This window comes from Streptomyces finlayi (assembly GCF_014216315.1).
GTDB lineage: Bacteria > Actinomycetota > Actinomycetes > Streptomycetales > Streptomycetaceae > Streptomyces > Streptomyces finlayi_A.
Genome location: NZ_CP045702.1, coordinates 4,397,193 through 4,420,069, shown reverse-complemented (window position 1 = coordinate 4,420,069; position 22,877 = coordinate 4,397,193). Strand labels below are relative to the sequence as shown.

The following is a 22,877-nucleotide window of genomic DNA, read 5'->3' as shown; positions in this document are numbered from 1 at the left end:
GCTCCTGCGGGATGAGCGGGGCTGCAGGCGGCCGTATGTCCCAGGACCGCCCCGTCGAATGCAGGCTATGTCTTTGTGAACGCGTGCACAAAGATGATGTCCGTTTTGTCCGGTCAAAGTGACCGGGGTCACGCGCATTCCCTGCGCGATCCCGGAACCTTGGACCGCATCAGCCCGTTGCGGGCGCGAAGGGGGCAAGGCGGTACACACTCCTCACGTCGACGCCCCCGAGACCACTCAAAACGCCCATGATGTTAACCGGGTTTCAGTCAGGTACCCAGCGCCCTGCGCAACCTGTCCGGGTCCACCCGCCAGAACGTGTGCTGCTCGTCATCCACGAGGACCACCGGAATCTGCTCCCAGTACTCCTTGTACAGCGCCTCGTCCTGCGTGATGTCCTTCTCCACCCACGACGCGCCCGTCTCCTCGCAGACCGTGCGCACCACGAGCCTCGCGTCGTCGCAGAGGTGGCAGCCCGGTTTGCCCACCAGGGTCACCACGCGGTCCGCGGGCTTCTTCTTCGTACGACGCAGCAGTGCACTCATGCCTACATTCTGCTCCCGTCCGCACCCGCCCCACCGGCGCCCGGATCACCCGTTCCACCAAGCCGTTCCGGAGAGTTCACGACTTCGCGTCCCAGCAGGTCGGGCAGTGACATACAGACTGGCTATGCTCACGGCATGGCCGCTCTTGGATGGCTCACACCCCGTAGGCGCTCCGCGACAGCACGGAGCGTCCTGGCAGGCGAGGCAGCAGCCGAGGCGGCGCGGAAGTCGTCGCTCGCCGCCGAATACTCCGCCGACGAGTCCCTTCTTCCCTCCGGGACCGAGGAACCCGCCTTCCCGGTCGCGGGGGACGACCGTGCCGCCGCATTCTTCGACCTCGACAACACCGTGATGCAGGGCGCCGCGCTCTTCCACTTCGGCCGCGGCCTGTACAAGCGGCAGTTCTTCCAGCGCCGCGAGCTGACCCGCTTCGCCTGGCAGCAGGCGTGGTTCCGGCTGGCCGGCGTCGAAGATCCCGACCACATGCAGGACGCCCGCGACAGCGCCCTGTCCATCGTCAAGGGCCACCGGGTCTCCGAGCTGATGTCCATCGGCGAGGAGATCTACGACGAATACATGGCCGACCGCATCTGGCCGGGCACCCGCGCCCTCGCCCAGGCGCACCTGGACGCCGGACAGAAGGTCTGGCTCGTCACGGCCGCCCCGGTGGAGACCGCCACGATCATCGCCCGCCGCCTCGGCCTGACCGGAGCCCTGGGCACGGTCGCCGAATCCGTCGACGGCGTCTACACGGGCCGCCTGGTCGGCGAGCCGCTGCACGGCCCCGCGAAGGCCGAGGCGGTACGCGCCCTGGCCGCCGCCGAGGGCCTGGACCTGGAGCGCTGCGCCGCCTACAGCGACTCGCACAACGACATCCCGATGCTCTCGCTGGTCGGCCACCCGTACGCGATCAACCCGGACACCAAGCTCCGTAAGCACGCCCGCGCCCTGGACTGGCGGCTGCGCGACTACCGCACCGGCCGCAAGGCGGCGAAGGTCGGCATCCCGGCAGCCGCCGGCGTGGGCGCCCTGGCAGGCGGCACCGTCGCCGCGGTCGCCCTGCGCCGCCGCCACCGCTGACCCACCGCTGACCCAGCGGGACCCGGCGGGCCGCACCCTCCCCCGCGCCGTCCGCTTCTCCTTGCTACGGAAGGGCCCCCGGCGCAGCCGCGCCCGGCACCCCGGAAAGCGGCCCGGCGGGCCCCGCATGGGCCACGCCCGGGCTTGTTCCGCCAATCGGTACGCCGGACCGCGCCTCCCCACCCACCGCTCCGGCCAGTCGGATCGCCATCCTCCGACCACAACCCGTCGCACCTACAGGCAGATCTCGAAGGAATTCGATCAACAACCGATCACCATGCGCTACTCAAACAGTCACTTAGAGGTCACGGAAACGACGTAACCGGTGATTTGAGCAACTGGGTGTAGTGCCGCCTGTACGAAGCGTTATTCTCCTCAGACGCATGACGGAGCCCCTCACCCGCTACGACGAGTGACGGATTTCGAACTGCACGTGATGGAAGCTCTGCCTCTGGGAGTCCCGTGTACCCACATGTCGGGGTTGACGCCTCGGGCCTGGCTACGCTGCGCGCAACGGTCGCCGACCGCTTGCGCGGCTTCGTCCCCACCGCGTACGCCGTCCCCGCCTTTGCCGCCCCTGCACCTGTCGGCCCCTGCTATGCCCTGGCCGAACGGAGTGCGGCGGTCGGAAGACGCAGCAACCGCGGCGCCACGACCACGTCAACCGTTCGTCGGCCGACGGCCGACAGCGACAGCGCTCGCATGATGGATCTTGTCGAGCGCGCACAGGCCGGTGAGGCTGACGCCTTCGGCCGCCTGTACGACCAGTACAGCGACACCGTGTACCGGTACATCTACTACCGCGTAGGAGGGAAGGCGACAGCGGAGGACCTCACCAGCGAGACCTTCCTGCGCGCACTCCGCCGTATCTCGACGTTCACCTGGCAGGGCCGCGACTTCGGTGCCTGGCTGGTCACCATCGCTCGAAACCTGGTCGCCGACCACTTCAAATCCAGTCGATTCCGACTGGAAGTGACCACCGGCGAAATGCTCGACGCCAACGAGGTCGAGCGAAGCCCCGAGGACTCCGTCCTGGAGTCCCTCTCCAACGCCGCACTGCTCCAGGCCGTGCGCCGACTCAATCCACAACAGCAGGAGTGCGTCACCCTTCGTTTCCTGCAAGGGCTCTCGGTCGCCGAGACCGCCCGGGTGATGGGCAAGAACGAGGGCGCGATCAAGACTCTCCAGTACCGCGCCGTCCGCACACTCGCCCGGCTCCTGCCGGACGACGCCCGTTAGACCGGCCCACGGTGACCGGCCCGTCACGCACTGGTCCGATCATCCTTCGCGCGTAACCCAAGTGCCGCGACGCTCGTTGTGCCGGTTGCAGGCCCCCTGTCGTCACACCATGACCGCTTCCACTCACTCGATCGAGTGGAAACGCTCAAGGTATGCAACCTTCCGGACGCTCAGGGGAGTCGACCGTCATGACGAGAGGAGGTGCCGCCAGTGATCGCAAACGTTTCGGCACACCGGCGGGCGAACGCCTTCGCCCAGGCCATGGAGGAGCAGTCGCTCCAGGGTGCGGCGGCCGTACAGCCCGAGGAGCCGGCCGAACAGGCCGACCACGGAGCGCTGTTGGCCCTGGCGAACGGCCTCGGTGAGCTACCGAAGCCCAAGTTGGACCCCGAGGTCAAAGTGGCGCAACGAGCCCAGCTCGTCGCCGCCATGGAGGCCATGTTCGCCGAGGGCGGTGCGTCCACGGGCCCTACGGTGCCCGAGCAACGGGGCAAGGGAGCCCACCGGGCTTCCCCGCTCCGGAAACTGCGCCCCCGCTCACGCTGGGCGAAAGGACTCACCGCCGGCGGACTCACCGTAGGTGTGGCCGCCGGAGCCTTCGGTGGAGTGGCCGCTGCCAGTTCGGACGCCCTGCCGGGTGATTCCCTGTACGGGCTGAAGCGCGGCATGGAAGACATCAACCTCGGTATGGCCAACGGCGACGCCGACCGCGGCGAGGCATACCTCGACCAGGCGTCCACCCGGCTCCATGAGGCACGACGCCTCATGGAGCGGGGCCGCTCGGGCGAAATGGACCATGAATCACTCGGCGAGGTCAGGCGCACGCTCGACCGCATGAGCCACGACGCCACGGAAGGCCACCGCCTTCTGCACACGGCCTACCAACGGGACGGCTCCATCGGCCCGATCCAGACCCTGGACTCCTTCTCCCGCTCGCACCGCGAGAGCTGGAGCAACCTCCGGGACCGGCTGCCCGTACAGCTGACCGACATCAGCGACAAGGTCAGCTCGGTCTTCGAGGCCATGGACGAGGAGGTCGCACCCCTCCAGTCACTGCTGCCCCGTACCCCGGAGCGGAGCGAGGAACCTCGCCGTACCAGCAGTCCCCAGGACGCCACCGCCCCGTCCGGCGGCGGCGCACCGGCACCGTCCTCACCCACCGCACCGCAGGACCGCACGGACCGGAGCACCCAGCCCGAACCGTCCGGATCCGGCAGCGGCCCGGCCGAGGGTCTGCTCGGCGGCGGCACGGACGGCCTGCTCGACGACCTCCCGACGGACGAGGTCACCCCGTCGCCCCCGGGCGGCGAGGTCAGCATGCCCCCGTCCCCCGACGTCACCCTCCCGCCCCTGCTCCCCGGCCTGCTCCCGGGCCTCGGCATCAACGGCGAGGACCTGAAGCCGTGAACCATGCCGGGCTGGGCCGTGCCCAGCCCGGCAATCCCGGTCCGGCCGCATCGAGCCCGTCCGGCGATTGAGGTCGGTGGCGCCCCTCGGGCGCCTCCGGCACCCCTCCGCGCACCCGGTCAGAAGAACACCGACCGCCGCTGCACCAGCAACTTGTACAACGTGTGCTGGATCTGCTCCCGCACCTGATCCGTCAGATTGAACATCAGCATCGGATCCTCCGCCGCCTCCGGCGGATAGCTGTCCGTGGGAATCGGCTCCCCGAACTGAATCGTCCACTTCGTCGGCAACGGCACCGCCCCCAGCGGCCCCAGCCACGGAAACGTCGGCGTGATCGGGAAGTACGGAATCCCCAGCACCCGCGCCAGGGTCTTCGAGTTGCCGATCATCGGGTAGATCTCCTCCGCGCCCACGATCGAGCACGGCACGATCGGCACCCCGGCCCGCAGCGCCGTCGACACGAAACCGCCCCGCCCGAAGCGCTGCAGCTTGTACCGGTCGCCGAACGGCTTCCCGATGCCCTTGAAGCCCTCCGGCATCACCCCCACGACCTCGCCCCTCTCCAGCAGCCGCTGAGCGTCCTCGGCACACGCCAGCGTGTGCCCGGCCTTCCGGGCCAGCTCGTTGACGACGGGCAGCATGAAGACCAGATCCGCGGCGAGCAGCCGCAGATGCCGGTTGGCCGGATGGTTGTCGTGCACGGCGACCTGGAGCATCAGCCCGTCAAGCGGCAGTGTCCCCGAGTGGTTGGCCACGATGAGCGCCCCGCCGTCGGACGGGATGTTCTCGATGCCCTTCACCTCGACCCGGAAGTACTTGTCCGCGAGCGGCCGGAGCATCGACATGAGGACCTGGTCGGTCAGCTCCTTGTCGTAGCCGAACTCGTCGACCTCGTAGTCACCGGTGACCCGCCGGCGCAGAAACGCCAGCCCACCGGCGATCCGCCGGTCCCAGTCGCCGCGCCCCGCCGCCTCCTGGGCCTCCTGCGGCGTCACCGCTCCCTCTTCGGCCTCCTCGGCACCCATGGGCACCTCTCCGCCCGGAAGGGCGCTCACAGGCGCCGCACCGGCCGCTGCGGACACCGACCTGCGCCGTGCGGGACGCTGCGCGCCCCCCGGCCGCGTACGGTCGTCGTCGAACGGAATGACCTTGGCATCCGCCATCGTCGATGCGCTCCTCTAATTGGCGCCGTGCGTGGAATGTGGCCCGCCCGCGAGGCGCGACTCCGCGAGCCGGTCGACGGCCCTGCCCACCGTCTCCGGCGGCAGCAGCCCCGGGCCCCGGCTGCGCGCGAACTCGGCGAACGTCTCCGCGGTGCTGAACCGCGGATGGAATCCGAGCGTCTCGCGCATCTGCACGGTGGAGACCACCCGCCCGTGCGTCAGCAGCCTGATCTGTTCCGGGGAGAAGTCCGTCATGCCGATCGTGCGGAGCGCCGAGCCCACCCAGGTGACGGCCGGCAGCAGCAGGGGCACCGTCGGCCGCCCCAGCCGCCGCGAGCACTGCGACAGGAGCAGCACCCCGTCGCCCGCGATGTTGAAGGTGCCACTGTTCAGCGTCCCGCGCCGCGGTTCGTGCGAGGCGATCCGCAGGACGTCGATGACGTCGTCCTCGTGGACGAACTGAAGCCTCGGGTCGTATCCGAAGACCGTCGGCAGGACGGGCAGCGCCAGATAGTCGGCCAGCGGAGAATCCGGGTCGGGCCCCAGGATGTTCGCGAACCGCAGGACACAGACGGCGACATCGGGTCTGCGGCGCGCGAAGCCCCGTACGTACCCCTCGACCTCGACGGCATCCTTGGCGAAGCCCCCGCTCGGCAGCGACTTGGCCGGCGTCGTCTCGGTGAAGACCGCCGGGTCGCGGGGCGCGGAGCCGTAGACGCTGGTACTGGACTTGATGACGAGCCGCTGGACGGTCGGCGACTTCTGGCAGGCACCGAGCAGCTGCATCGTGCCGATGACGTTGTTCTCCTTGACGGCCGTCCGGCCGCCCACGCCGAGCGCCTTCCCGGAGACGTCCAGATGGACGACCGTGTCGACGGAGTGCTCGGCCAGAACCCTCGCGATGGCGGGCTGCCGGATGTCCGCCATGACGAACTCGGCGTCACCGAGCCGGTGCCCGGGCGAGACGGCGTCGACGGCGATCACCCGGTCGACCCCGGGATCACGCTGGACACGCCGCACGAAGCGGCCTCCCAGTTGCCGGGCCACTCCTGTGACGAGCACGACCTTCCCCAAGATCAGCGCCTTCCGTCGGTACGTGAAGCGGGTGCCCTGCGAATCGGGGCACTCCCCTGAACGTCACCGTAGCGGGTGATGGTCGCCCTGTGACGACCCCATGGCGGGCCTTGCCGAAGCCTTGGCCCGAATAGCGCCGCAGCCCCCCCGCCGGATCGGCGGGAGGGCTGCGGTTTCACGAACTGCGTTCGCTTACTTCTTGTTGCGACGCTGAACGCGCGTGCGCTTGAGCAGCTTGCGGTGCTTCTTCTTGGCCATCCGCTTGCGCCGCTTCTTAATGACAGAGCCCACGACTACCCTCGCTCACTTCTTCTTCACTGGTGCGGGGCGTCTGGGCCCACACGACCTACGTCGGCCTAGCCTACCCGCCACTGGGTGAGGGGCGTAATCCGAGGGCGATGTCAGGCCGAATCCACCCCCACGAAGGACTCGCGGAGATACGCGTGCACCGCTTGCTCCGGGACCCGGAAGGACCTTCCCACCCGGATCGCGGGCAGATGACCACTGTGCACCAAGCGGTACACGGTCATCTTCGACACCCGCATGACCGAGGCGACTTCCGCCACGGTCAGAAATTTGACCTCGTTGAGAGGTACCTCGCTGCCAGCAGCCATGACCCACCTGTACCTTCCGCACGCGACGCGCACCGGCTTCCCCTCCGGTGACTCTTCGTCGATGTGCGCTCACTCCCCAGATTAGGGGCGGGTGATGCGAGTGGGGAAGAGGAGAGACCATCGGGCGCCTAATGTGACAGACGCGCCTGATTGAGCACATAGCGCGTCAACGGCCGGTAGTAGTCGGAGTGCACGGCATCATCAAGCGGAACGGCGACGGACACCCGCCCCTCGGCCTCCCCGACGAACAGCGCGGGGTCGTCCGTATCGGCCAGCCCGATCGCCTCGATGCCCAGCTGACCTGCCCCGCAGACCCATCCGTGGTCCCCGATGACGAGCTCCGGCAGCAGCCCGTGCCGGTCCGCCGCTTCTTCGAGCACGGCCCGAACCGGCAGCGGCGAGTGGGTGTGTGCGCCGGTTACATCATCGGCGCCCCGCACGCCGGGTTCGCGCACCAGCGCGACTCGTCGTACGTAGTCGATGCTGTACGTACGTACGCCGAACCGGGTCGTTATGTCGACACATCGCCCCTGCGCGGGGGTGAGTACGGGGCACCCCACCGCCGACAAGGCGTCTGCCAACTCGGCGTAGAACCCGAGCAGCCGATGCGGATGACCGGTCCCGAACAACACCGGAGCCCGGCGCTTCGCGGCCGCCGCCAACCGGTCGGCGAACGCCTCCAGGCCGGCCAGGGTGAGTTCCGGATCGATCACGTCAGAACCCGACACACACGCGGGATCGGGCGAGACCCCGCACTTGTCGGCCATGAGCCGCAGCAGATCCCGCTCGCCCCAGACCCACTCCGCGTCGAGCCCGAGGGTGACCCTGGGGTCCCGTGCCGCGAAGAGCCGATAGCTCCGCAGACTGTTCTCCCGCGTGGTGGCCACGGGTCCGGCCAGCCGGGCCGCCAGCAGATGAGCGCGCAGCGCTCCGATGCTCAACACCCTCCCGATGCTCCCGCACCGGTCCGGCCCACGGCCGCAAAAGCCCGAACCAGCCCCACCGTTGGCGTAACCGTTCCACGCCTCGCGCCGCGCCGCGCTCCGGCCAGCCGGCGAGCAACCGACGCTCCGTCAGGGCAGCAGCCCCCGCAGCGGGAACGCCGAACGCCGGGTCGCGAGCACCGCCTGGTCGAGCCGGTCCGCCGGATCGTAACCGGCCTCCCACGACTGCCAGGACGGCGTACGGCCGTCCGTCATCCGGGCCGGCCCCAACTGCCGGGTCCGCGCGTAGACCTCGTCCTTCCACGACGCCGGGATCATCGACTCCGGGTCGACCGGCGCGTGCGCGGCGATGCCCACCAGATGGGTCCAGGACCGCGGCACCACATCGACCACCGCGTACCCACCACCGCCGAGCGCCACCCACCGCCCGTCCGCGTACTTGTGCGCGAGATCGTGACACGCCTCCATGACAGCCCGCTGCGCGTCCAGAGAGACCGCGAGATGAGCCAGCGGGTCCTCGAAGTGCGTATCCGCCCCGTGCTGGGTCACCAGGACCTGCGGCCGGAAGTCCGCCAGCAGTTCGGGCACCACCGCGTGGAAGGCCCGCAGCCACCCCGCGTCCCCCGTACCGGCGGGCAGCGCCACGTTCACCGCACCCCCCTCACCGGCCCCGCCCCCGGTCTCCTCGGGCCACCCGGTCTGCGGGAACAGCGTCCGCGGATGCTCGTGCAGGGAAACGGTCAGCACCCTGGGGTCCTCCCAGAACGCGGCCTGCACCCCGTCCCCGTGGTGGACGTCCACATCGACGTAGGCGACCCGCTCCGCGCCGAGCTCCAGCATCCGCGCGATCGCGAGCGCCGGGTCGTTGTAGATACAGAAACCCGCGGCGCCACCCGGCATCGCGTGGTGCAGACCACCGGTGAAGTTCACGGCGTGAGCGGTCTCACCGCGCCACACCGCTTCGGCCGCCCCCACGGAGAGTCCGGCGATGAGGGCCGACGCCTCGTGCATCCCGGCGAAGGCCGGATCGTCCACGGTCCCCAGGCCGTAGGCCTGATCGGCGGACTTCGGGTCGCGCGAAGCGGCCCGCACGGCTGACACGTAGTCCTCGCGGTGCACGAGTCTGAGTGTGGAGTCCCCGGCCGCCTTCGCCCCGCGCACGTCCACCGCGCCGTCGAGCTCGAACGCCCGCACGAGAGCCATCGTCAGGGCAAGCCTGACCGGATCCATGGGATGGCTGTCGCCGAAGTCGTATCCCGTTACTGCGTCATCCCACATCAACTGTGCGCGGCCGCTCATGCCCGCCACCGTATCGGGCGGGCTCCGGGCCGAACGACCGGGCGTACACGAGCGTCGCCAGCACCAGCACCATGGGGACGAGCATCGCCCCGCGGTAACTCCACACGTCCCCGAGCGCCCCCACCAGCGGTGATCCCACGAGGAACCCCACGTAGTTGAAGATGTTCAGCCGCGCCACGGCCACGTCGCTGGCCCCCGGGAACATCCGCCCCGCGGCGGCGAACGTCTGCGGCACGATGACACACAGCCCGAGCCCCAGCAGAGTGAACCCGAACAGCCCCGTCCAGGCCCCGGGCGCCACAGCCACCACCGCGAAACCGACGGCCGCCAGCACACTGCCGCACCGCACGACCGTGACCGCTCCGAACCGCCGCACCCCGATGTCCCCGACGGCCCGCCCGAGCAGCGTCGTCACCATGTAGACGTTGTACGGCAGCGTCGACATCTGCTCCGAACTGCCCAGCACGTCCTGCAGGTACTTGGCGCTCCAGTTGGAGACGGTCGAGTCCCCGATGTACGCGAAACACATCACCAGACACAGCGGCATCATCAGCTTGAACGAGACAGCCGCCCGTGTCCCCTTCTCACCGGCCGGCGCGACCGTGTCCTGGGTCCTGCCGTCGGTGTACCAGCGACTCCCCACCAGGGCGGCGGGCAACAGCACGACGACGGCGGGCAGATAGGACACGAGCAGGGACAGATCCCAGTGCGCCCCGGCCCACGCCATCGTCGCCCCGGCGATGCCACCAAGGCTGTACGCGGCATGGAAACCGAGCATGATGCTGCGCCCGTACGCCCGCTGAAGGCTGACGCCCAGCATGTTCATGGATGCGTCCAGCGCCCCCACGGCCAGCCCGAAGGCACCGAGCGCGACAGCCACCTGCCACAGCTCCCCGCCGGCACCGACCGCGAGCAGCGACAGGAGTACGACGGGCTGAGTCCACCGCAGGACGACCCCGGGCCGCACGCGTGCGACCACCTTCTCGGTGACGACGCTGCCGACCCCCGCGAGGATCGGCACAGCGGCCAGGAAGGCGGGCAGCAGCCCGTCGGATATCCCGTATCGGTCCTGAATCGCGGGGATGCGCGTCACGAGCAGGGCGAAGGCGACTCCCTGCACGAGAAAGCTCAGCACCAAGGAGGCCCTGCCGTGCCGCAGCCGCGCGTCTGTCATGGCCGCGAGCGTAAGGCCACCGTCTACCGGTGGGTAGATGGTTCAGGAGAGCAGTTCCGGGAGTTGGGAGAGGTCGGAGCAGTACCCCGTCACCCCGACGAGCCGTTCCGCCGGCATCATAGAGGTGAATCCGTACACGTCCATCCCTGCGGCACGGGCGGCCTCGACGCCGAGCGGGCTGTCCTCGATGACGACGCACCGCTCGGGGGCGACGCCCATCCGCTCGGCGGCCAGGAGGAACAGGTCGGGTGACGGCTTGCCCTGGCCCACGTCCTCGGCGCTGAAGATCCACTCCTCCTCGAACCACTGGTCGAGGCCGGTCTTGCGGTGCCCGACCCTGATCCGCTCGTGGGTCGCGGACGACGCGACGCAGTACGCCACCCCGTCGGCGACCAGCTTCCCCAGAAGGTCCGCTGCCCCGTCCACCGCGACGAGTTCCCGCTCGAAGGCGGCGAAGACCCGTGCGTGGAGCGTGGCGTCGAAGTCGGTGGGAAGCTTCTGCCCCGTCCGCTCCTCGACGAGATCGTGCACCCGGTGCACGGCGGACCCCATGTAGTCGTGGACGGATTCCTCATACGAGGTGGGGTGACCGAGCTCGGTGAGGTAGCCGGCGAGGATGGTGTTGGCGATCGGCTCACTGTCGACGAGCACACCATCGTTGTCGAAGATGACCAGTTCGTAGCGCATGGTTCGAGCCTAGACGCTCAGAACGCAGAAAAGCCCCGTGCCACAAGGGCACGGGGCTTTCCCGGAATAATTGTTCGGCGGCGTCCTACTCTCCCACAGGGTCCCCCCTGCAGTACCATCGGCGCTGAAAGGCTTAGCTTCCGGGTTCGGAATGTAACCGGGCGTTTCCCTGACGCAATGACCACCGAAACACTATGAAATTTGAACGCTGGCATGAACACAGCTGTTCGTTATTTCAGAACTAACACAGTGGACGCGAGCAACTGAGGACAAGCCCTCGGCCTATTAGTACCAGTCAGCTCCACCCGTTACCGGGCTTCCACATCTGGCCTATCAACCCAGTCGTCTACTGGGAGCCTTAACCCCTCAAAGGGGGTGGGAATACTCATCTCGAAGCAGGCTTCCCGCTTAGATGCTTTCAGCGGTTATCCTTTCCGAACGTAGCCAACCAGCCATGCCCTTGGCAGGACAACTGGCACACCAGAGGTTCGTCCGTCCCGGTCCTCTCGTACTAGGGACAGCCCTTCTCAATATTCCTACGCGCACAGCGGATAGGGACCGAACTGTCTCACGACGTTCTAAACCCAGCTCGCGTACCGCTTTAATGGGCGAACAGCCCAACCCTTGGGACCGACTCCAGCCCCAGGATGCGACGAGCCGACATCGAGGTGCCAAACCATCCCGTCGATATGGACTCTTGGGGAAGATCAGCCTGTTATCCCCGGGGTACCTTTTATCCGTTGAGCGACAGCGCTTCCACAAGCCACTGCCGGATCACTAGTCCCGACTTTCGTCCCTGCTCGACCCGTCGGTCTCACAGTCAAGCTCCCTTGTGCACTTACACTCAACACCTGATTGCCAACCAGGCTGAGGGAACCTTTGGGCGCCTCCGTTACTCTTTAGGAGGCAACCGCCCCAGTTAAACTACCCATCAGACACTGTCCCTGATCCGGATCACGGACCCAGGTTAGACATCCAGCACGACCAGAGTGGTATTTCAACGACGACTCCACAACCACTGGCGTGGCCGCTTCAAAGTCTCCCACCTATCCTACACAAGCCGAACCGAACACCAATATCAAACTATAGTAAAGGTCCCGGGGTCTTTCCGTCCTGCTGCGCGAAACGAGCATCTTTACTCGTAGTGCAATTTCACCGGGCCTATGGTTGAGACAGTCGAGAAGTCGTTACGCCATTCGTGCAGGTCGGAACTTACCCGACAAGGAATTTCGCTACCTTAGGATGGTTATAGTTACCACCGCCGTTTACTGGCGCTTAAGTTCTCAGCTTCGCACACCCGAAAGTGCACTAACCGGTCCCCTTAACGTTCCAGCACCGGGCAGGCGTCAGTCCGTATACATCGCCTTACGGCTTCGCACGGACCTGTGTTTTTAGTAAACAGTCGCTTCTCGCTGGTCTCTGCGGCCACCCCCAGCTCACCGAGTAAATCGGATCACCAGTGATGGCCCCCCTTCTCCCGAAGTTACGGGGGCATTTTGCCGAGTTCCTTAACCATAGTTCACCCGAACGCCTCGGTATTCTCTACCTGACCACCTGAGTCGGTTTAGGGTACGGGCCGCCATGAAACTCGCTAGAGGCTTTTCTCGGCAGCATAGGATCATCCACTTCACCACAATCGGCTCGGCATCAGGTCTCAGCCTTGATGTGTGACGGATTTACCTATCACACGGCCTACACCCTTACCCCGGGAACAACCATCGCCCGGGTTGGACTACCTTCCTGCGTCACCCCATCGCTTACCTACTACAAGTCTGGTTCATCGGCTCCACCACTTCCCTCAACTCCGAAGAGATCGGGCCGGCTTCACGGACTTAGCATCGCCTGATTCAGTACTGGGCGTTTCAAAGCGGGTACCGGAATATCAACCGGTTGTCCATCGACTACGCCTGTCGGCCTCGCCTTAGGTCCCGACTTACCCTGGGCAGATCAGCTTGACCCAGGAACCCTTAGTCAATCGGCGCACACGTTTCTCACGTGTGTATCGCTACTCATGCCTGCATTCTCACTCGTGAACCGTCCACAACTCGCTTCCGCGGCTGCTTCACCCGGCACACGACGCTCCCCTACCCATCCACACGGGCGTTGGCCCTATATGTGTGAATGACACGACTTCGGCGGTACGCTTGAGCCCCGCTACATTGTCGGCGCGGAATCACTTGACCAGTGAGCTATTACGCACTCTTTCAAGGGTGGCTGCTTCTAAGCCAACCTCCTGGTTGTCTCTGCGACTCCACATCCTTTCCCACTTAGCGTACGCTTAGGGGCCTTAGTCGATGCTCTGGGCTGTTTCCCTCTCGACCATGGAGCTTATCCCCCACAGTCTCACTGCCGTGCTCTCACTTACCGGCATTCGGAGTTTGGCTAAGGTCAGTAACCCGGTAGGGCCCATCGCCTATCCAGTGCTCTACCTCCGGCAAGAAACACACGACGCTGCACCTAAATGCATTTCGGGGAGAACCAGCTATCACGGAGTTTGATTGGCCTTTCACCCCTAACCACAGGTCATCCCCCAGGTTTTCAACCCTGGTGGGTTCGGTCCTCCACGAAGTCTTACCTCCGCTTCAACCTGCCCATGGCTAGATCACTCCGCTTCGGGTCTAGAGCGTGCAACTCAATCGCCCTATTCGGACTCGCTTTCGCTACGGCTTCCCCACACGGGTTAACCTCGCTACACACCGCTAACTCGCAGGCTCATTCTTCAAAAGGCACGCAGTCACGACTGCATGTGCAAGCACATACAGCGACGCTCCCACGGCTTGTAGGCACACGGTTTCAGGTACTATTTCACTCCGCTCCCGCGGTACTTTTCACCATTCCCTCACGGTACTATCCGCTATCGGTCACCAGGGAATATTTAGGCTTAGCGGGTGGTCCCGCCAGATTCACACGGGATTTCTCGGGCCCCGTGCTACTTGGGTGTCTCTTAAACGAGCCGTTGATGTTTCAGCTACGGGGGTCTTACCCTCTACGCCGGACCTTTCGCATGTCCTTCGCCTACATCAACGGTTTCTGACTCGTCTCACAGTCGGCAGACTATGAAAAAGAGATCCCACAACCCCGTATGCGCAACCCCTGCCGGGTATCACACGCATACGGTTTGGCCTCATCCAGTTTCGCTCGCCACTACTCCCGGAATCACGGTTGTTTTCTCTTCCTGCGGGTACTGAGATGTTTCACTTCCCCGCGTTCCCTCCACACTGCCTATGTGTTCAGCAGTGGGTGACAGCCCATGACGGCTGCCGGGTTTCCCCATTCGGAAACCCCCGGATCAAAGCTTGGTTGACAGCTCCCCGGGGACTATCGTGGCCTCCCACGTCCTTCATCGGTTCCTGGTGCCAAGGCATCCACCGTGCGCCCTTAAAAACTTGGCCACAGATGCTCGCGTCCACTGTGCAGTTCTCAAACAACGACCAGCCACCCATCACCCCACCCTTACAGGCGAGTTCACTGGGGCCGGCACCGAAGATCCAGACAAAAAAAATGCCCGTACCTTCAGATACCCAACAGCGTGCCCGACCCGACCGATCACCTTCAATTTTCCACGCCGAAGCAGTACTCATCAAAAACAACCTGTCGTGCCGAATAGTCAACGTTCCACCCTTGAGCAACCACCGTCGAACATTTGCCGACGAAATGGTCTCTGGATTCCCCGAAGGAAACCTAGATGCTCCTTAGAAAGGAGGTGATCCAGCCGCACCTTCCGGTACGGCTACCTTGTTACGACTTCGTCCCAATCGCCAGTCCCACCTTCGACAGCTCCCTCCCACAAGGGGTTGGGCCACCGGCTTCGGGTGTTACCGACTTTCGTGACGTGACGGGCGGTGTGTACAAGGCCCGGGAACGTATTCACCGCAGCAATGCTGATCTGCGATTACTAGCAACTCCGACTTCATGGGGTCGAGTTGCAGACCCCAATCCGAACTGAGACCGGCTTTTTGAGATTCGCTCCGCCTCGCGGCATCGCAGCTCATTGTACCGGCCATTGTAGCACGTGTGCAGCCCAAGACATAAGGGGCATGATGACTTGACGTCGTCCCCACCTTCCTCCGAGTTGACCCCGGCAGTCTCCTGTGAGTCCCCATCACCCCGAAGGGCATGCTGGCAACACAGAACAAGGGTTGCGCTCGTTGCGGGACTTAACCCAACATCTCACGACACGAGCTGACGACAGCCATGCACCACCTGTATACCGACCACAAGGGGGGCACCATCTCTGATGCTTTCCGGTATATGTCAAGCCTTGGTAAGGTTCTTCGCGTTGCGTCGAATTAAGCCACATGCTCCGCTGCTTGTGCGGGCCCCCGTCAATTCCTTTGAGTTTTAGCCTTGCGGCCGTACTCCCCAGGCGGGGAACTTAATGCGTTAGCTGCGGCACCGACGACGTGGAATGTCGCCAACACCTAGTTCCCAACGTTTACGGCGTGGACTACCAGGGTATCTAATCCTGTTCGCTCCCCACGCTTTCGCTCCTCAGCGTCAGTAATGGCCCAGAGATCCGCCTTCGCCACCGGTGTTCCTCCTGATATCTGCGCATTTCACCGCTACACCAGGAATTCCGATCTCCCCTACCACACTCTAGCTAGCCCGTATCGAATGCAGACTCGGGGTTAAGCCCCGAGCTTTCACATCCGACGTGACAAGCCGCCTACGAGCTCTTTACGCCCAATAATTCCGGACAACGCTCGCACCCTACGTATTACCGCGGCTGCTGGCACGTAGTTAGCCGGTGCTTCTTCTGCAGGTACCGTCACTTGCGCTTCTTCCCTGCTGAAAGAGGTTTACAACCCGAAGGCCGTCATCCCTCACGCGGCGTCGCTGCATCAGGCTTTCGCCCATTGTGCAATATTCCCCACTGCTGCCTCCCGTAGGAGTCTGGGCCGTGTCTCAGTCCCAGTGTGGCCGGTCGCCCTCTCAGGCCGGCTACCCGTCGTCGCCTTGGTAGGCCATTACCCCACCAACAAGCTGATAGGCCGCGGGCTCATCCTTCACCGCCGGAGCTTTTAACCCCGTCCCATGCAGGACAGAGTGTTATCCGGTATTAGACCCCGTTTCCAGGGCTTGTCCCAGAGTGAAGGGCAGATTGCCCACGTGTTACTCACCCGTTCGCCACTAATCCACCCCGAAGGGCTTCATCGTTCGACTTGCATGTGTTAAGCACGCCGCCAGCGTTCGTCCTGAGCCAGGATCAAACTCTCCGTGAATGTTTTCCCGTAATCGGGACGACACCACGAGAGCGGAACGACCGAGTCGGAATATGACCGGTCGTTCACAGCGTCCTCGCTAGTGTTGCCTACCCGGACCACGAGGGCCCGGAATAGGACTTTTCAAAGGAACCACCAACCTGCCGAAGCAGGCCGGGGTATCAACATATCTGGCGTTGACTTTTGGCACGCTGTTGAGTTCTCAAGGAACGGACGCTTCCTTCGGTCCCGTTTCACCGGGGCCCTCCGGGCGCTTCCCTTCGTTCTTGCGTTTCCGACTCTATCAGACTCTTTCGCGTCCGATTCCCGGTCGAAGCGGGATTCGCTTTCCAGTTCCTCGCTTTCGCGTTTCCCTTTCCGGCGAGTCCGACTCTACCAGATCCTTTCGGGCCTGATTCCCAGTCAGTGGGGCTGTCCTCCCGGCTGTTGGGCCGTTCCGACGAGTGAGACTTTAGCGAATCCCGGGCCCCGAAGCTAATCGGGTCACGCTCGCTCGAACGCGGATTCTTCATTTCGCAAAAGCACACAGAAAGGCGTGCGACGGGGTGTCGCTCGCTCGACTGGTTCTTGCGGAATGGCTGTCCGGGGACCGACCGGGGTCGGCGCTCACGTCGGACAACTCGGAGCATGTTACGGATCTGTGCGGGGGGTGTCAACCCCCGGCTGTGGCACCGCGTCGTGGAAGGCCAGACGGTAGTCGCGGGGGCTGAGGGAGAGGTGCGTGGCGAAGTGCTGGCGCATGGTGATCTCGCTGCCGAAGCCCGTACGGCGGGCCACTTCGGGGAGGGGCAGATCCGTGCGCTCCAAGAGCTTCTGAGCTGCGGCGATGCGCTGGGTGATCAGCCAGCGCAGGGGCGTCGTGCCCGTCGTCGCCCGGAAGTGGCGGGCGAAGGAGCGCGGGGACATGCCGGCGTGGCCGGCGAGGGTCGCGACGGTATGCGGTTCGGCCAGCCGGCTCAGGGCGTGGGTGCGTACTTCGGCCAGGGTGTCGGCGTCTCGACCGGTATGAGGGGTGGGGTGCTCGATGAACTGGGCCTGGGTCCCGGTGCGGAAGGGGGCGGTGACCATCGAGCGGGCGATCGTCGCGGCGGCCTCGGCGCCCTGGGTCGTACGCACCAGGTGGAGGCACAGGTCGATACCGGCTGCCGTGCCGGCCGAGGTCCAGATGTTGTCGTCGTGGAGGAACAGGGCGTCCTGGACCACCGTGACGTGGGGATGGTGCATGCGGAGGAGGCGGGTGAGATGCCAGTGGGTGACCGCTCGGCGGCCGTCGAGCAGACCGGCCTGGGCCAGGGTGAACGCTCCTCCGCAGAGCGCCGCGATCGGGGTGCCTGCGGTGTGTGCGCGGCGGAGGGCCTCGAGAACCGGGGCCGGGGCGGGTGTCACGTGGTCGTCGAGGCCGGGGACCACGATCAGGTCGGCGCGGGGCAGCCAGGCCAGGGTGCGGTCGGGGGTGAGGGTCAGGCCGCCGCGGAGCGGGACCGGTGCCGGGTCCGCTGCCGCGCGGCGCAACTCGAAGGCGGGTACGCCGCGGTCGGTGCGGTCCACGCCCCAGACCTCCGTGATGACGGAGACGTCGAAGGCCCTTATACCGGGAAAGGTGAGGAGTGCGATGCGCGTGGCGGCGGACATCGTGGCAGTAAACCATCGATCGATGGCATCTGCGACTCTGTGCGGGCGGTGTGCGGGGGCGCAGGATCGGGGGCATGGAGATTTCGGAGAACGCGGCGCTGGTTGTGGTGGACGTACAGGAAGGGTTCGAGGAGGAGGCGTACTGGGGGCCACGGAACAATCCCGAAGCCGATCGGAACATTGCCGGGCTGATCGATGTCTGGCAGTCGACCGGGCGGCCCGTCGTTTTCGTACGGCATGACTCGTCCCAGCCCGGCTCGCCGCTGCGGACGGGGTATCCCGGGAACGGCTTCAAGCGCTATGTGGAGGAGCGGCGGGGGAAGGGGAGCGGGCCGGAGCTCTTCCTGACGAAGAGTGTGAACTCCGCGTTCTACGGAACGCCCGATCTGGATTCCTGGCTGCGGGAAGCCGGGGTGCGGCAGATCGTCGTGGCCGGGATCCAGACGAACATGTGCGCGGAGACGACGGCGCGCATGGGCGGGAATCTCGGGTACGAGGTCTTCTTCCCGCTGGATGCCACGTACACCTTCGACGCGGTGGGGCCCTGGGGGTGGAAGCTGAGCGCGCGGGAGCTGGCGCGGGCCACCGCCGTGACGCTGCACGGCGGTGGGTTCGCGCGGGTGGTACGGAGTGCGGAGCTGGTGGCCGCCGCGGGGTGACGGTCAGCCGTTGCCGGTGGCCAGCTCGCGGCTGCGGTCCCGGGCGGCTTCCAGGGCGGCGATGAGGGCGGCCCGTACGCCGTGGTTCTCCAGCTCCCGGATGGCGCTGATGGTGGTGCCGGCGGGGCTGGTGACGGCTTCGCGGAGCTTGACCGGGTGTTCGCCGCTGTCGCGGAGCATGACGGCGGCGCCGATGGCGGCCTGGACGATCAGGTCGTGTGCCTGAGCGCGGGGCAGGCCCAGCAGGATTCCGGCGTCGGTCATCGCCTCGACGAGGAAGTAGAAGTACGCGGGGCCCGAGCCGGAGAGTGCCGTGCAGGCGTCCTGCTGGGATTCGGGGACGCGGAGGGTCTTGCCGACGCTGCCGAAGATCTCCTCGGTGTGGGCGAGGTGCTCCGGGGTGGCGTCGCTGCCTCCGGAGATGACGGACATGCCCTCGTCCACCAGAACGGGGGTGTTCGGCATGACGCGTACGACTGGAGTGTGAGCGGCGAGGCGTTCCTCGATGAACGCGGTCGTGATGCCGGCCGCGGCGCTGATGACCAGGCGGTCGGGGGTGAGGTGGGGGGCCAGTTCGTCGAGCAGCTTGCCCATGTCCTGCGGCTTGACGGCGAGGATGAGGGTGTCGGCGCTCTTGGCGGCGTCGGCGTTGCTGACCGGTTCGACCCCGTACCTGGTGCGGAGTTCTTCGGCGCGCTCGGAGCGGCGTGTGGTCACGAGGAGGTCGGCCGGGCGCCAGCCCGCCCGGATCATGCCGCTGAGCAGGGCCTCGCCGATCTTGCCTGTGCCGAGGACTGCGACTGTCTGGGTCATGGGTTCATCCTCCGGGCGGTGCTCGTTCGTCTTCTCGGCGTCATCCTCGCATCGGGCCGTCAGGGCGTGCGGCGACGGAGGGTGGCAGCGCCCAGACAGAGGACGAGAAGCGCGCAGCCCGCGACGACGAGGACGTCGCGGACGAAGTCGGCGGTGATGTCGGTGTGGAGGAGGACCTCGTTCATTCCGTCGACGGCGTACGACATGGGCAGGACGTTCGAGATCGCTTCGAGTGCGGGGGCCATCTGGTCGCGCGGGGTGAACAGGCCGCAGAGCAGCAGCTGCGGGAAGATCACGGCGGGCATGAACTGGACGGCCTGGAACTCGGACGCCGCGAAGGCGGAGACGAACAGGCCGAGGGCCGTTCCGAGCAGCGCGTCGAGCAGGGCGACCAGGAGCAGCAGCCAGGGTGAGCCGGTGACGTCGAGGCCGAGCGCCCAGACGGAGAGCGCGGTCACCAGGAGGGACTGGGCGACGGCGACCGCGCCGAAGGCGAGGGCGTAGCCGGCGATCAGGTCGCCCTTGCCCAGGGGCATGGCGAGGAGGCGTTCGAGGGTGCCGGAGGTGCGTTCGCGCAGGGTGGCGATCGAGGTCACCAGGAACATCGTGATCAGCGGGAAGATGCCGAGCAGCGAGGCTCCGGTGGAGTCGAAGGTCCGGGGGCTGCCGTCGAAGACGTACCGGAGCAGCGTGATCATCAGGACCGGAACGAGCAGCATCAGCGCGATGGTGCGGGGGTCGTGACCGAGCTGGCGCAGGACGCGGGCGGCGGTGGCCGTGGTGCGGGCGGGGGTCAGGGCGCGTGGGGCGGCGGTGTTCATCGGGTCGTCTCCTGGCGGGTGTCGGTCGCCGATGCCTGGTCGACCAGGCGGAGGAAGGCTGCCTCGACGGTGTCGGAGCCGGTGCGGGTGCGCAGGCCGGCGGGGGTGTCGTCGGCGAGGATCTCGCCGTCGCGCATCAGGAGCAGGCGGTGGCAGCGCTCGGCCTCGTCCATGACGTGGGAGGAGACGAGGACCGTCGTGCCGCGCTCGGCGGCGAGGAAGTGGAAGAGGTTCCACAGGTCGCGGCGCAGGACGGGGTCGAGTCCGACGGTCGGCTCGTCCAGGACCAGGAGCTCGGGTGTGCCGAGGAGGGCGACGGCGAGGGACACCCGGCTGAGCTGGCCGCCGGAGAGGGTGCCGGCGAGGACGTCGGTGTGGGAGGCGAGGTCGACGTCGTCGATGGTGCGGGTGACGGCTTCGCGGCGGGCGTCACGGTGGCGTCGGCCGGGCTGGAGGACGGCCGCGAAGTAGTCCAGGTTCTGCCGGACGGTGAGGTCGGTGTAGATGGACGGGGCCTGGGTGACGTAGCCGACGCGGGGGCGGAGTGCGGGGTGTCCGGCCGGGTGGCCGAGGACGTCGAGGGTGCCGGTGACCTTGGCCTGGGTGCCGACGACGGCGCGCATGAGGGTGGATTTGCCGCAGCCGGAGGGGCCGAGGAGGCCGGTGATCCTGCCGGGTTCGACGGAGAAGCAGAGGTCGCGCAGGACGGAGCGGTCTCCTCGTACGACGGTGAGGGCGCGGGCCTCGACGGCGGGGGCGGGTGGTCCCCCGGATGGTTCGGGGGTACCGGCGTGAATAGAATTCATCATGCGATGAATTTTGGTTCCGGCCGGCCCGCTCGTCAAGGGAACGGCGGAGTGCGATGCCGGGGGGCGTGCGCGGAGGAGATCGATTCACTCCTTTGCGCGTCCGGTGCTCCGCCTTACGAGCCCTGTGGTCGGCTTCCGTGAAGGAGAATCGTTTTCACCGCTCAGGCCCGCTTTCGACGCATCTCCCACCCGTCGTCCTTGATGGCTTCCGCTGATGGAGGTGCCCTTTTCGTGCGTGGCTTCCCGGTCTCTCGCGCCGACTTCACCGCTTCGCTCGTCGTCTTTCTCGTCGCCCTGCCGCTCTGCGTGGGCGTGGCCGTCGCCTCCGGGGTCCCGGCCGAGCTCGGGTTGATCACCGGGATCGTCGGAGGGCTGGTCGCCGGAGTGCTCCCCGGCAGCAGTCTCCAGGTCAGCGGGCCGGCCGCCGGGCTGACCGTCCTGGTCTACGAAGCGGTTCAGCTGTACGGGATCGGCGCACTCGGGGTTCTGGTGCTCGCCGCCGGGGTGGTGCAGGTGGCACTGGGGGTGCTGCGGCTCGGGCGGTGGTTCCGGGCCGTATCTGTTTCGGTGGTGCAGGGGATGCTCGCGGGGATCGGGCTCGTGCTGGTCGCCGGGCAGTTGTACGTACTCGCGGACGCGACGGCTCCCGGCTCCATGGGTGAGAAGCTCACCGGCCTGCCCGGTCTGCTGCTCGGTACGGGGGTGACGGGCACCGCCGCCGCGCTCGGCGTGGGAACCGTCGTCGTCCTGGTCGTGTGGCCGAAGTGGCGGCGGGCCGCGCGGATCGTGCCGGCTCCCCTGGTCGCGGTCGGGCTCGCGGCCGGGGTGACGGCACTGTTCGGGCTGCCGGTGCGGCGGGTCGAGGTGAGCGGGCTGCTCGACGCCGTACGGCTTCCGGGGCCCGGTGACTGGGCCCGGCTCCTGGAGGCGGGAGTCATCGGTACCGTCCTCGCCTTCGCGCTGATCGCCTCGGCGGAGTCGCTGTTCAGCGCGGCGGCCGTGGACCGGCTGCACGCCGGGAAGCGTACGGACTACGACAAGGAACTGATCGCCCAGGGCACGGGGAACGCGGTGTGCGGGGCGTTGGGTGCGCTGCCGATGACGGCCGTCATCGTGCGCAGCTCCGCCAATGTGAACGCGGGGGCGCGGACCAAGGCCTCTCGGGTGCTGCACGGGGTGTGGCTGCTGGTGTTCGTCACCGCCCTGCCCTCGGCGCTGGGTGTGATCCCCGTGGCGGCTCTGGCGGGGGTGCTCGTGCACGCGGGCTGCAAGCTCGTACCCGTGCGGGCCTTGGGTCCGCTTTGGCGTGAGCATCGCGGTGAGGCGCTGGTTCTCGGGGCGACCGCCGGGACCATCGTCGCCACGAACCTCTTCGAGGGCGTGATCGCCGGACTGCTGCTGGCCGTCGCCAAGACCGCGTGGGACACGAGCCATGTCCATGTGGAGGTGACGGGCGTGGAGCAGGCGGGAGGCACGCTCCGGGTACGGGTGGTGGGCAACGCGACCTTCCTCCGGCTGCCGAAGCTGCTCGACGCGCTGGAGGCACTCCCCCGTGAGCGGAGTGTGGAGCTGGATCTGAGCGGGCTGCGGCACACCGACCACGCGAGCGCGGCCGCACTGGAGACGTGGGCCGGGGCGCGGGCGGCAGGTGTGCGGGTGCGGGGTGCGGGCGTGGGTGTGGTGCCCGGGGGATAG

18 protein-coding genes and 3 rRNA genes are annotated in these 22,877 nt (G+C 66.6%); 5 read left to right on the top strand and 16 right to left on the bottom strand.

What is annotated here, in order from left to right; genetic code table 11:
• Positions 1-269 precede the first annotated feature (269 nt).
• Positions 270-545 (bottom strand): glutaredoxin family protein, encoded by a 276-nt coding sequence (locus F0344_RS20500; protein ID WP_185300158.1) that lies wholly within the window; start codon positions 543-545, stop codon positions 270-272.
• Positions 546-680: 135 nt separating this feature from the next.
• Here F0344_RS20500 and F0344_RS20495 point away from each other — a divergent pair, with 135 nt between their 5' ends.
• From F0344_RS20495 to F0344_RS20485, 3 genes are all read left to right on the top strand, one after another.
• Positions 681-1,625, top strand: coding sequence for an HAD family hydrolase (locus tag F0344_RS20495; protein ID WP_185300157.1), 945 nt, complete (start codon positions 681-683; stop codon positions 1,623-1,625).
• Positions 1,626-2,087: 462 nt separating this feature from the next.
• Positions 2,088-2,864, top strand: coding sequence for an ECF subfamily RNA polymerase sigma factor, BldN family (locus tag F0344_RS20490; RefSeq protein ID WP_185300156.1), 777 nt, complete (start codon positions 2,088-2,090; stop codon positions 2,862-2,864).
• Between the two features lie 210 nt (positions 2,865-3,074).
• Positions 3,075-4,271 carry a DUF5667 domain-containing protein gene (locus F0344_RS20485; protein WP_185300155.1) on the top strand — a complete coding sequence of 399 codons (1,197 nt, stop codon included), beginning with the start codon at positions 3,075-3,077 and terminating at the stop codon, positions 4,269-4,271.
• Positions 4,272-4,390: 119 nt separating this feature from the next.
• Here F0344_RS20485 and F0344_RS20480 read toward each other — a convergent pair whose 3' ends face one another.
• The 12 genes from F0344_RS20480 to F0344_RS20425 all read right to left on the bottom strand — a co-directional run bounded on the left by F0344_RS20480 (position 4,391) and on the right by F0344_RS20425 (position 18,080).
• Entirely contained in the window at positions 4,391-5,434 is a 1,044-nt protein-coding gene (locus tag F0344_RS20480; RefSeq protein WP_185300154.1) for a lysophospholipid acyltransferase family protein, read from the bottom strand.
• 15 nt (positions 5,435-5,449) lie between these two features.
• Positions 5,450-6,508 carry an NAD-dependent epimerase/dehydratase family protein gene (locus tag F0344_RS20475; RefSeq protein ID WP_185300153.1) on the bottom strand — a complete coding sequence of 353 codons (1,059 nt, stop codon included), beginning with the start codon at positions 6,506-6,508 and terminating at the stop codon, positions 5,450-5,452.
• A gap of 192 nt (positions 6,509-6,700) precedes the next feature.
• Positions 6,701-6,799 (bottom strand): 30S ribosomal protein bS22, encoded by a 99-nt coding sequence (locus F0344_RS20470; RefSeq protein WP_003948845.1) that lies wholly within the window; start codon positions 6,797-6,799, stop codon positions 6,701-6,703.
• Positions 6,800-6,909: 110 nt separating this feature from the next.
• On the bottom strand, positions 6,910-7,122 hold the full coding sequence (locus F0344_RS20465; RefSeq protein ID WP_185300152.1) for a helix-turn-helix domain-containing protein: 213 nt from the start codon (positions 7,120-7,122) through the stop codon (positions 6,910-6,912).
• Between the two features lie 128 nt (positions 7,123-7,250).
• Positions 7,251-8,066, bottom strand: coding sequence for a phosphatase (locus F0344_RS20460; RefSeq protein WP_185300151.1), 816 nt, complete (start codon positions 8,064-8,066; stop codon positions 7,251-7,253).
• A 129-nt stretch (positions 8,067-8,195) separates the two neighbouring features.
• Complete coding sequence (locus tag F0344_RS20455) at positions 8,196-9,365, bottom strand: acetoin utilization protein AcuC (protein ID WP_185300150.1); 1,170 nt, start codon at positions 9,363-9,365, stop codon at positions 8,196-8,198.
• The gene (locus F0344_RS20450) at positions 9,334-10,539 is read right to left on the bottom strand and encodes an MFS transporter (RefSeq protein WP_185300149.1); all 1,206 of its coding nucleotides are present in this window, start codon (positions 10,537-10,539) and stop codon (positions 9,334-9,336) included. Before F0344_RS20450 ends, F0344_RS20455 begins: the two co-directional genes overlap by 32 nt.
• 42 nt (positions 10,540-10,581) lie before the next feature.
• Positions 10,582-11,226 (bottom strand): HAD family hydrolase, encoded by a 645-nt coding sequence (locus F0344_RS20445; RefSeq protein WP_185300148.1) that lies wholly within the window; start codon positions 11,224-11,226, stop codon positions 10,582-10,584.
• A 72-nt stretch (positions 11,227-11,298) separates the two neighbouring features.
• Positions 11,299-11,415, bottom strand: a 5S ribosomal RNA gene (gene rrf, locus F0344_RS20440).
• A gap of 76 nt (positions 11,416-11,491) precedes the next feature.
• Positions 11,492-14,618 (bottom strand): 23S ribosomal RNA (locus F0344_RS20435).
• A gap of 304 nt (positions 14,619-14,922) precedes the next feature.
• Positions 14,923-16,448 (bottom strand): 16S ribosomal RNA (locus F0344_RS20430).
• Together the 16S, 23S and 5S rRNA genes form the textbook arrangement of a ribosomal RNA operon.
• A 630-nt stretch (positions 16,449-17,078) precedes the next feature.
• Positions 17,079-18,080: a GlxA family transcriptional regulator gene (locus tag F0344_RS20425; protein ID WP_185300147.1), complete on the bottom strand. Its 1,002-nt coding sequence runs from the start codon at positions 18,078-18,080 to the stop codon at positions 17,079-17,081.
• 74 nt (positions 18,081-18,154) lie between these two features.
• On the opposite strand from F0344_RS20425, the gene F0344_RS20420 reads away from it, so the two are divergent.
• Positions 18,155-18,739, top strand: coding sequence for a cysteine hydrolase family protein (locus tag F0344_RS20420; protein WP_185300146.1), 585 nt, complete (start codon positions 18,155-18,157; stop codon positions 18,737-18,739).
• 3 nt (positions 18,740-18,742) lie between these two features.
• On the opposite strand, the gene proC is transcribed toward F0344_RS20420, so the two are convergent.
• Genes proC through F0344_RS20405 form a run of 3 tightly spaced genes read right to left on the bottom strand, consistent with a single transcriptional unit; the run spans position 18,743 to position 21,182 of the window.
• Entirely contained in the window at positions 18,743-19,552 is an 810-nt protein-coding gene (gene proC, locus F0344_RS20415) for a pyrroline-5-carboxylate reductase (RefSeq protein ID WP_185300145.1), read from the bottom strand.
• Between the two features lie 59 nt (positions 19,553-19,611).
• On the bottom strand, positions 19,612-20,373 hold the full coding sequence (locus F0344_RS20410) for an ABC transporter permease (protein ID WP_185300144.1): 762 nt from the start codon (positions 20,371-20,373) through the stop codon (positions 19,612-19,614).
• Complete coding sequence (locus F0344_RS20405; protein ID WP_185300143.1) at positions 20,370-21,182, bottom strand: ABC transporter ATP-binding protein; 813 nt, start codon at positions 21,180-21,182, stop codon at positions 20,370-20,372. Before F0344_RS20405 ends, F0344_RS20410 begins: the two co-directional genes overlap by 4 nt.
• A gap of 201 nt (positions 21,183-21,383) precedes the next feature.
• On the opposite strand from F0344_RS20405, the gene F0344_RS20400 reads away from it, so the two are divergent.
• A complete protein-coding gene (locus F0344_RS20400) occupies positions 21,384-22,877 on the top strand; it encodes a SulP family inorganic anion transporter (protein WP_185300142.1) in 1,494 nt (497 codons plus the stop codon).

Excerpts from the sequence above, each read along its gene's own strand:
- F0344_RS20500 (WP_185300158.1), bottom strand. The coding sequence starts at position 545 with ATGAGTGCACTGCTGCGTCGTACGAAGAAGAAGCCCGCGGACCGCGTG.
- F0344_RS20495 (WP_185300157.1), top strand. The coding sequence starts at position 681 with ATGGCCGCTCTTGGATGGCTCACACCCCGTAGGCGCTCCGCGACAGCA.
- F0344_RS20480 (WP_185300154.1), bottom strand. The coding sequence starts at position 5,434 with ATGGCGGATGCCAAGGTCATTCCGTTCGACGACGACCGTACGCGGCCG.
- F0344_RS20465 (WP_185300152.1), bottom strand. The coding sequence starts at position 7,122 with ATGGCTGCTGGCAGCGAGGTACCTCTCAACGAGGTCAAATTTCTGACC.
- F0344_RS20455 (WP_185300150.1), bottom strand. The coding sequence starts at position 9,365 with ATGAGCGGCCGCGCACAGTTGATGTGGGATGACGCAGTAACGGGATAC.
- F0344_RS20450 (WP_185300149.1), bottom strand. The coding sequence starts at position 10,539 with ATGACAGACGCGCGGCTGCGGCACGGCAGGGCCTCCTTGGTGCTGAGC.
- F0344_RS20445 (WP_185300148.1), bottom strand. The coding sequence starts at position 11,226 with ATGCGCTACGAACTGGTCATCTTCGACAACGATGGTGTGCTCGTCGAC.
- F0344_RS20425 (WP_185300147.1), bottom strand. The coding sequence starts at position 18,080 with ATGTCCGCCGCCACGCGCATCGCACTCCTCACCTTTCCCGGTATAAGG.
- F0344_RS20420 (WP_185300146.1), top strand. The coding sequence starts at position 18,155 with ATGGAGATTTCGGAGAACGCGGCGCTGGTTGTGGTGGACGTACAGGAA.
- proC (WP_185300145.1), bottom strand. The coding sequence starts at position 19,552 with ATGACCCAGACAGTCGCAGTCCTCGGCACAGGCAAGATCGGCGAGGCC.
- F0344_RS20410 (WP_185300144.1), bottom strand. The coding sequence starts at position 20,373 with ATGAACACCGCCGCCCCACGCGCCCTGACCCCCGCCCGCACCACGGCC.
- F0344_RS20405 (WP_185300143.1), bottom strand. The coding sequence starts at position 21,182 with ATGATGAATTCTATTCACGCCGGTACCCCCGAACCATCCGGGGGACCA.
- F0344_RS20400 (WP_185300142.1), top strand. The coding sequence starts at position 21,384 with ATGGCTTCCGCTGATGGAGGTGCCCTTTTCGTGCGTGGCTTCCCGGTC.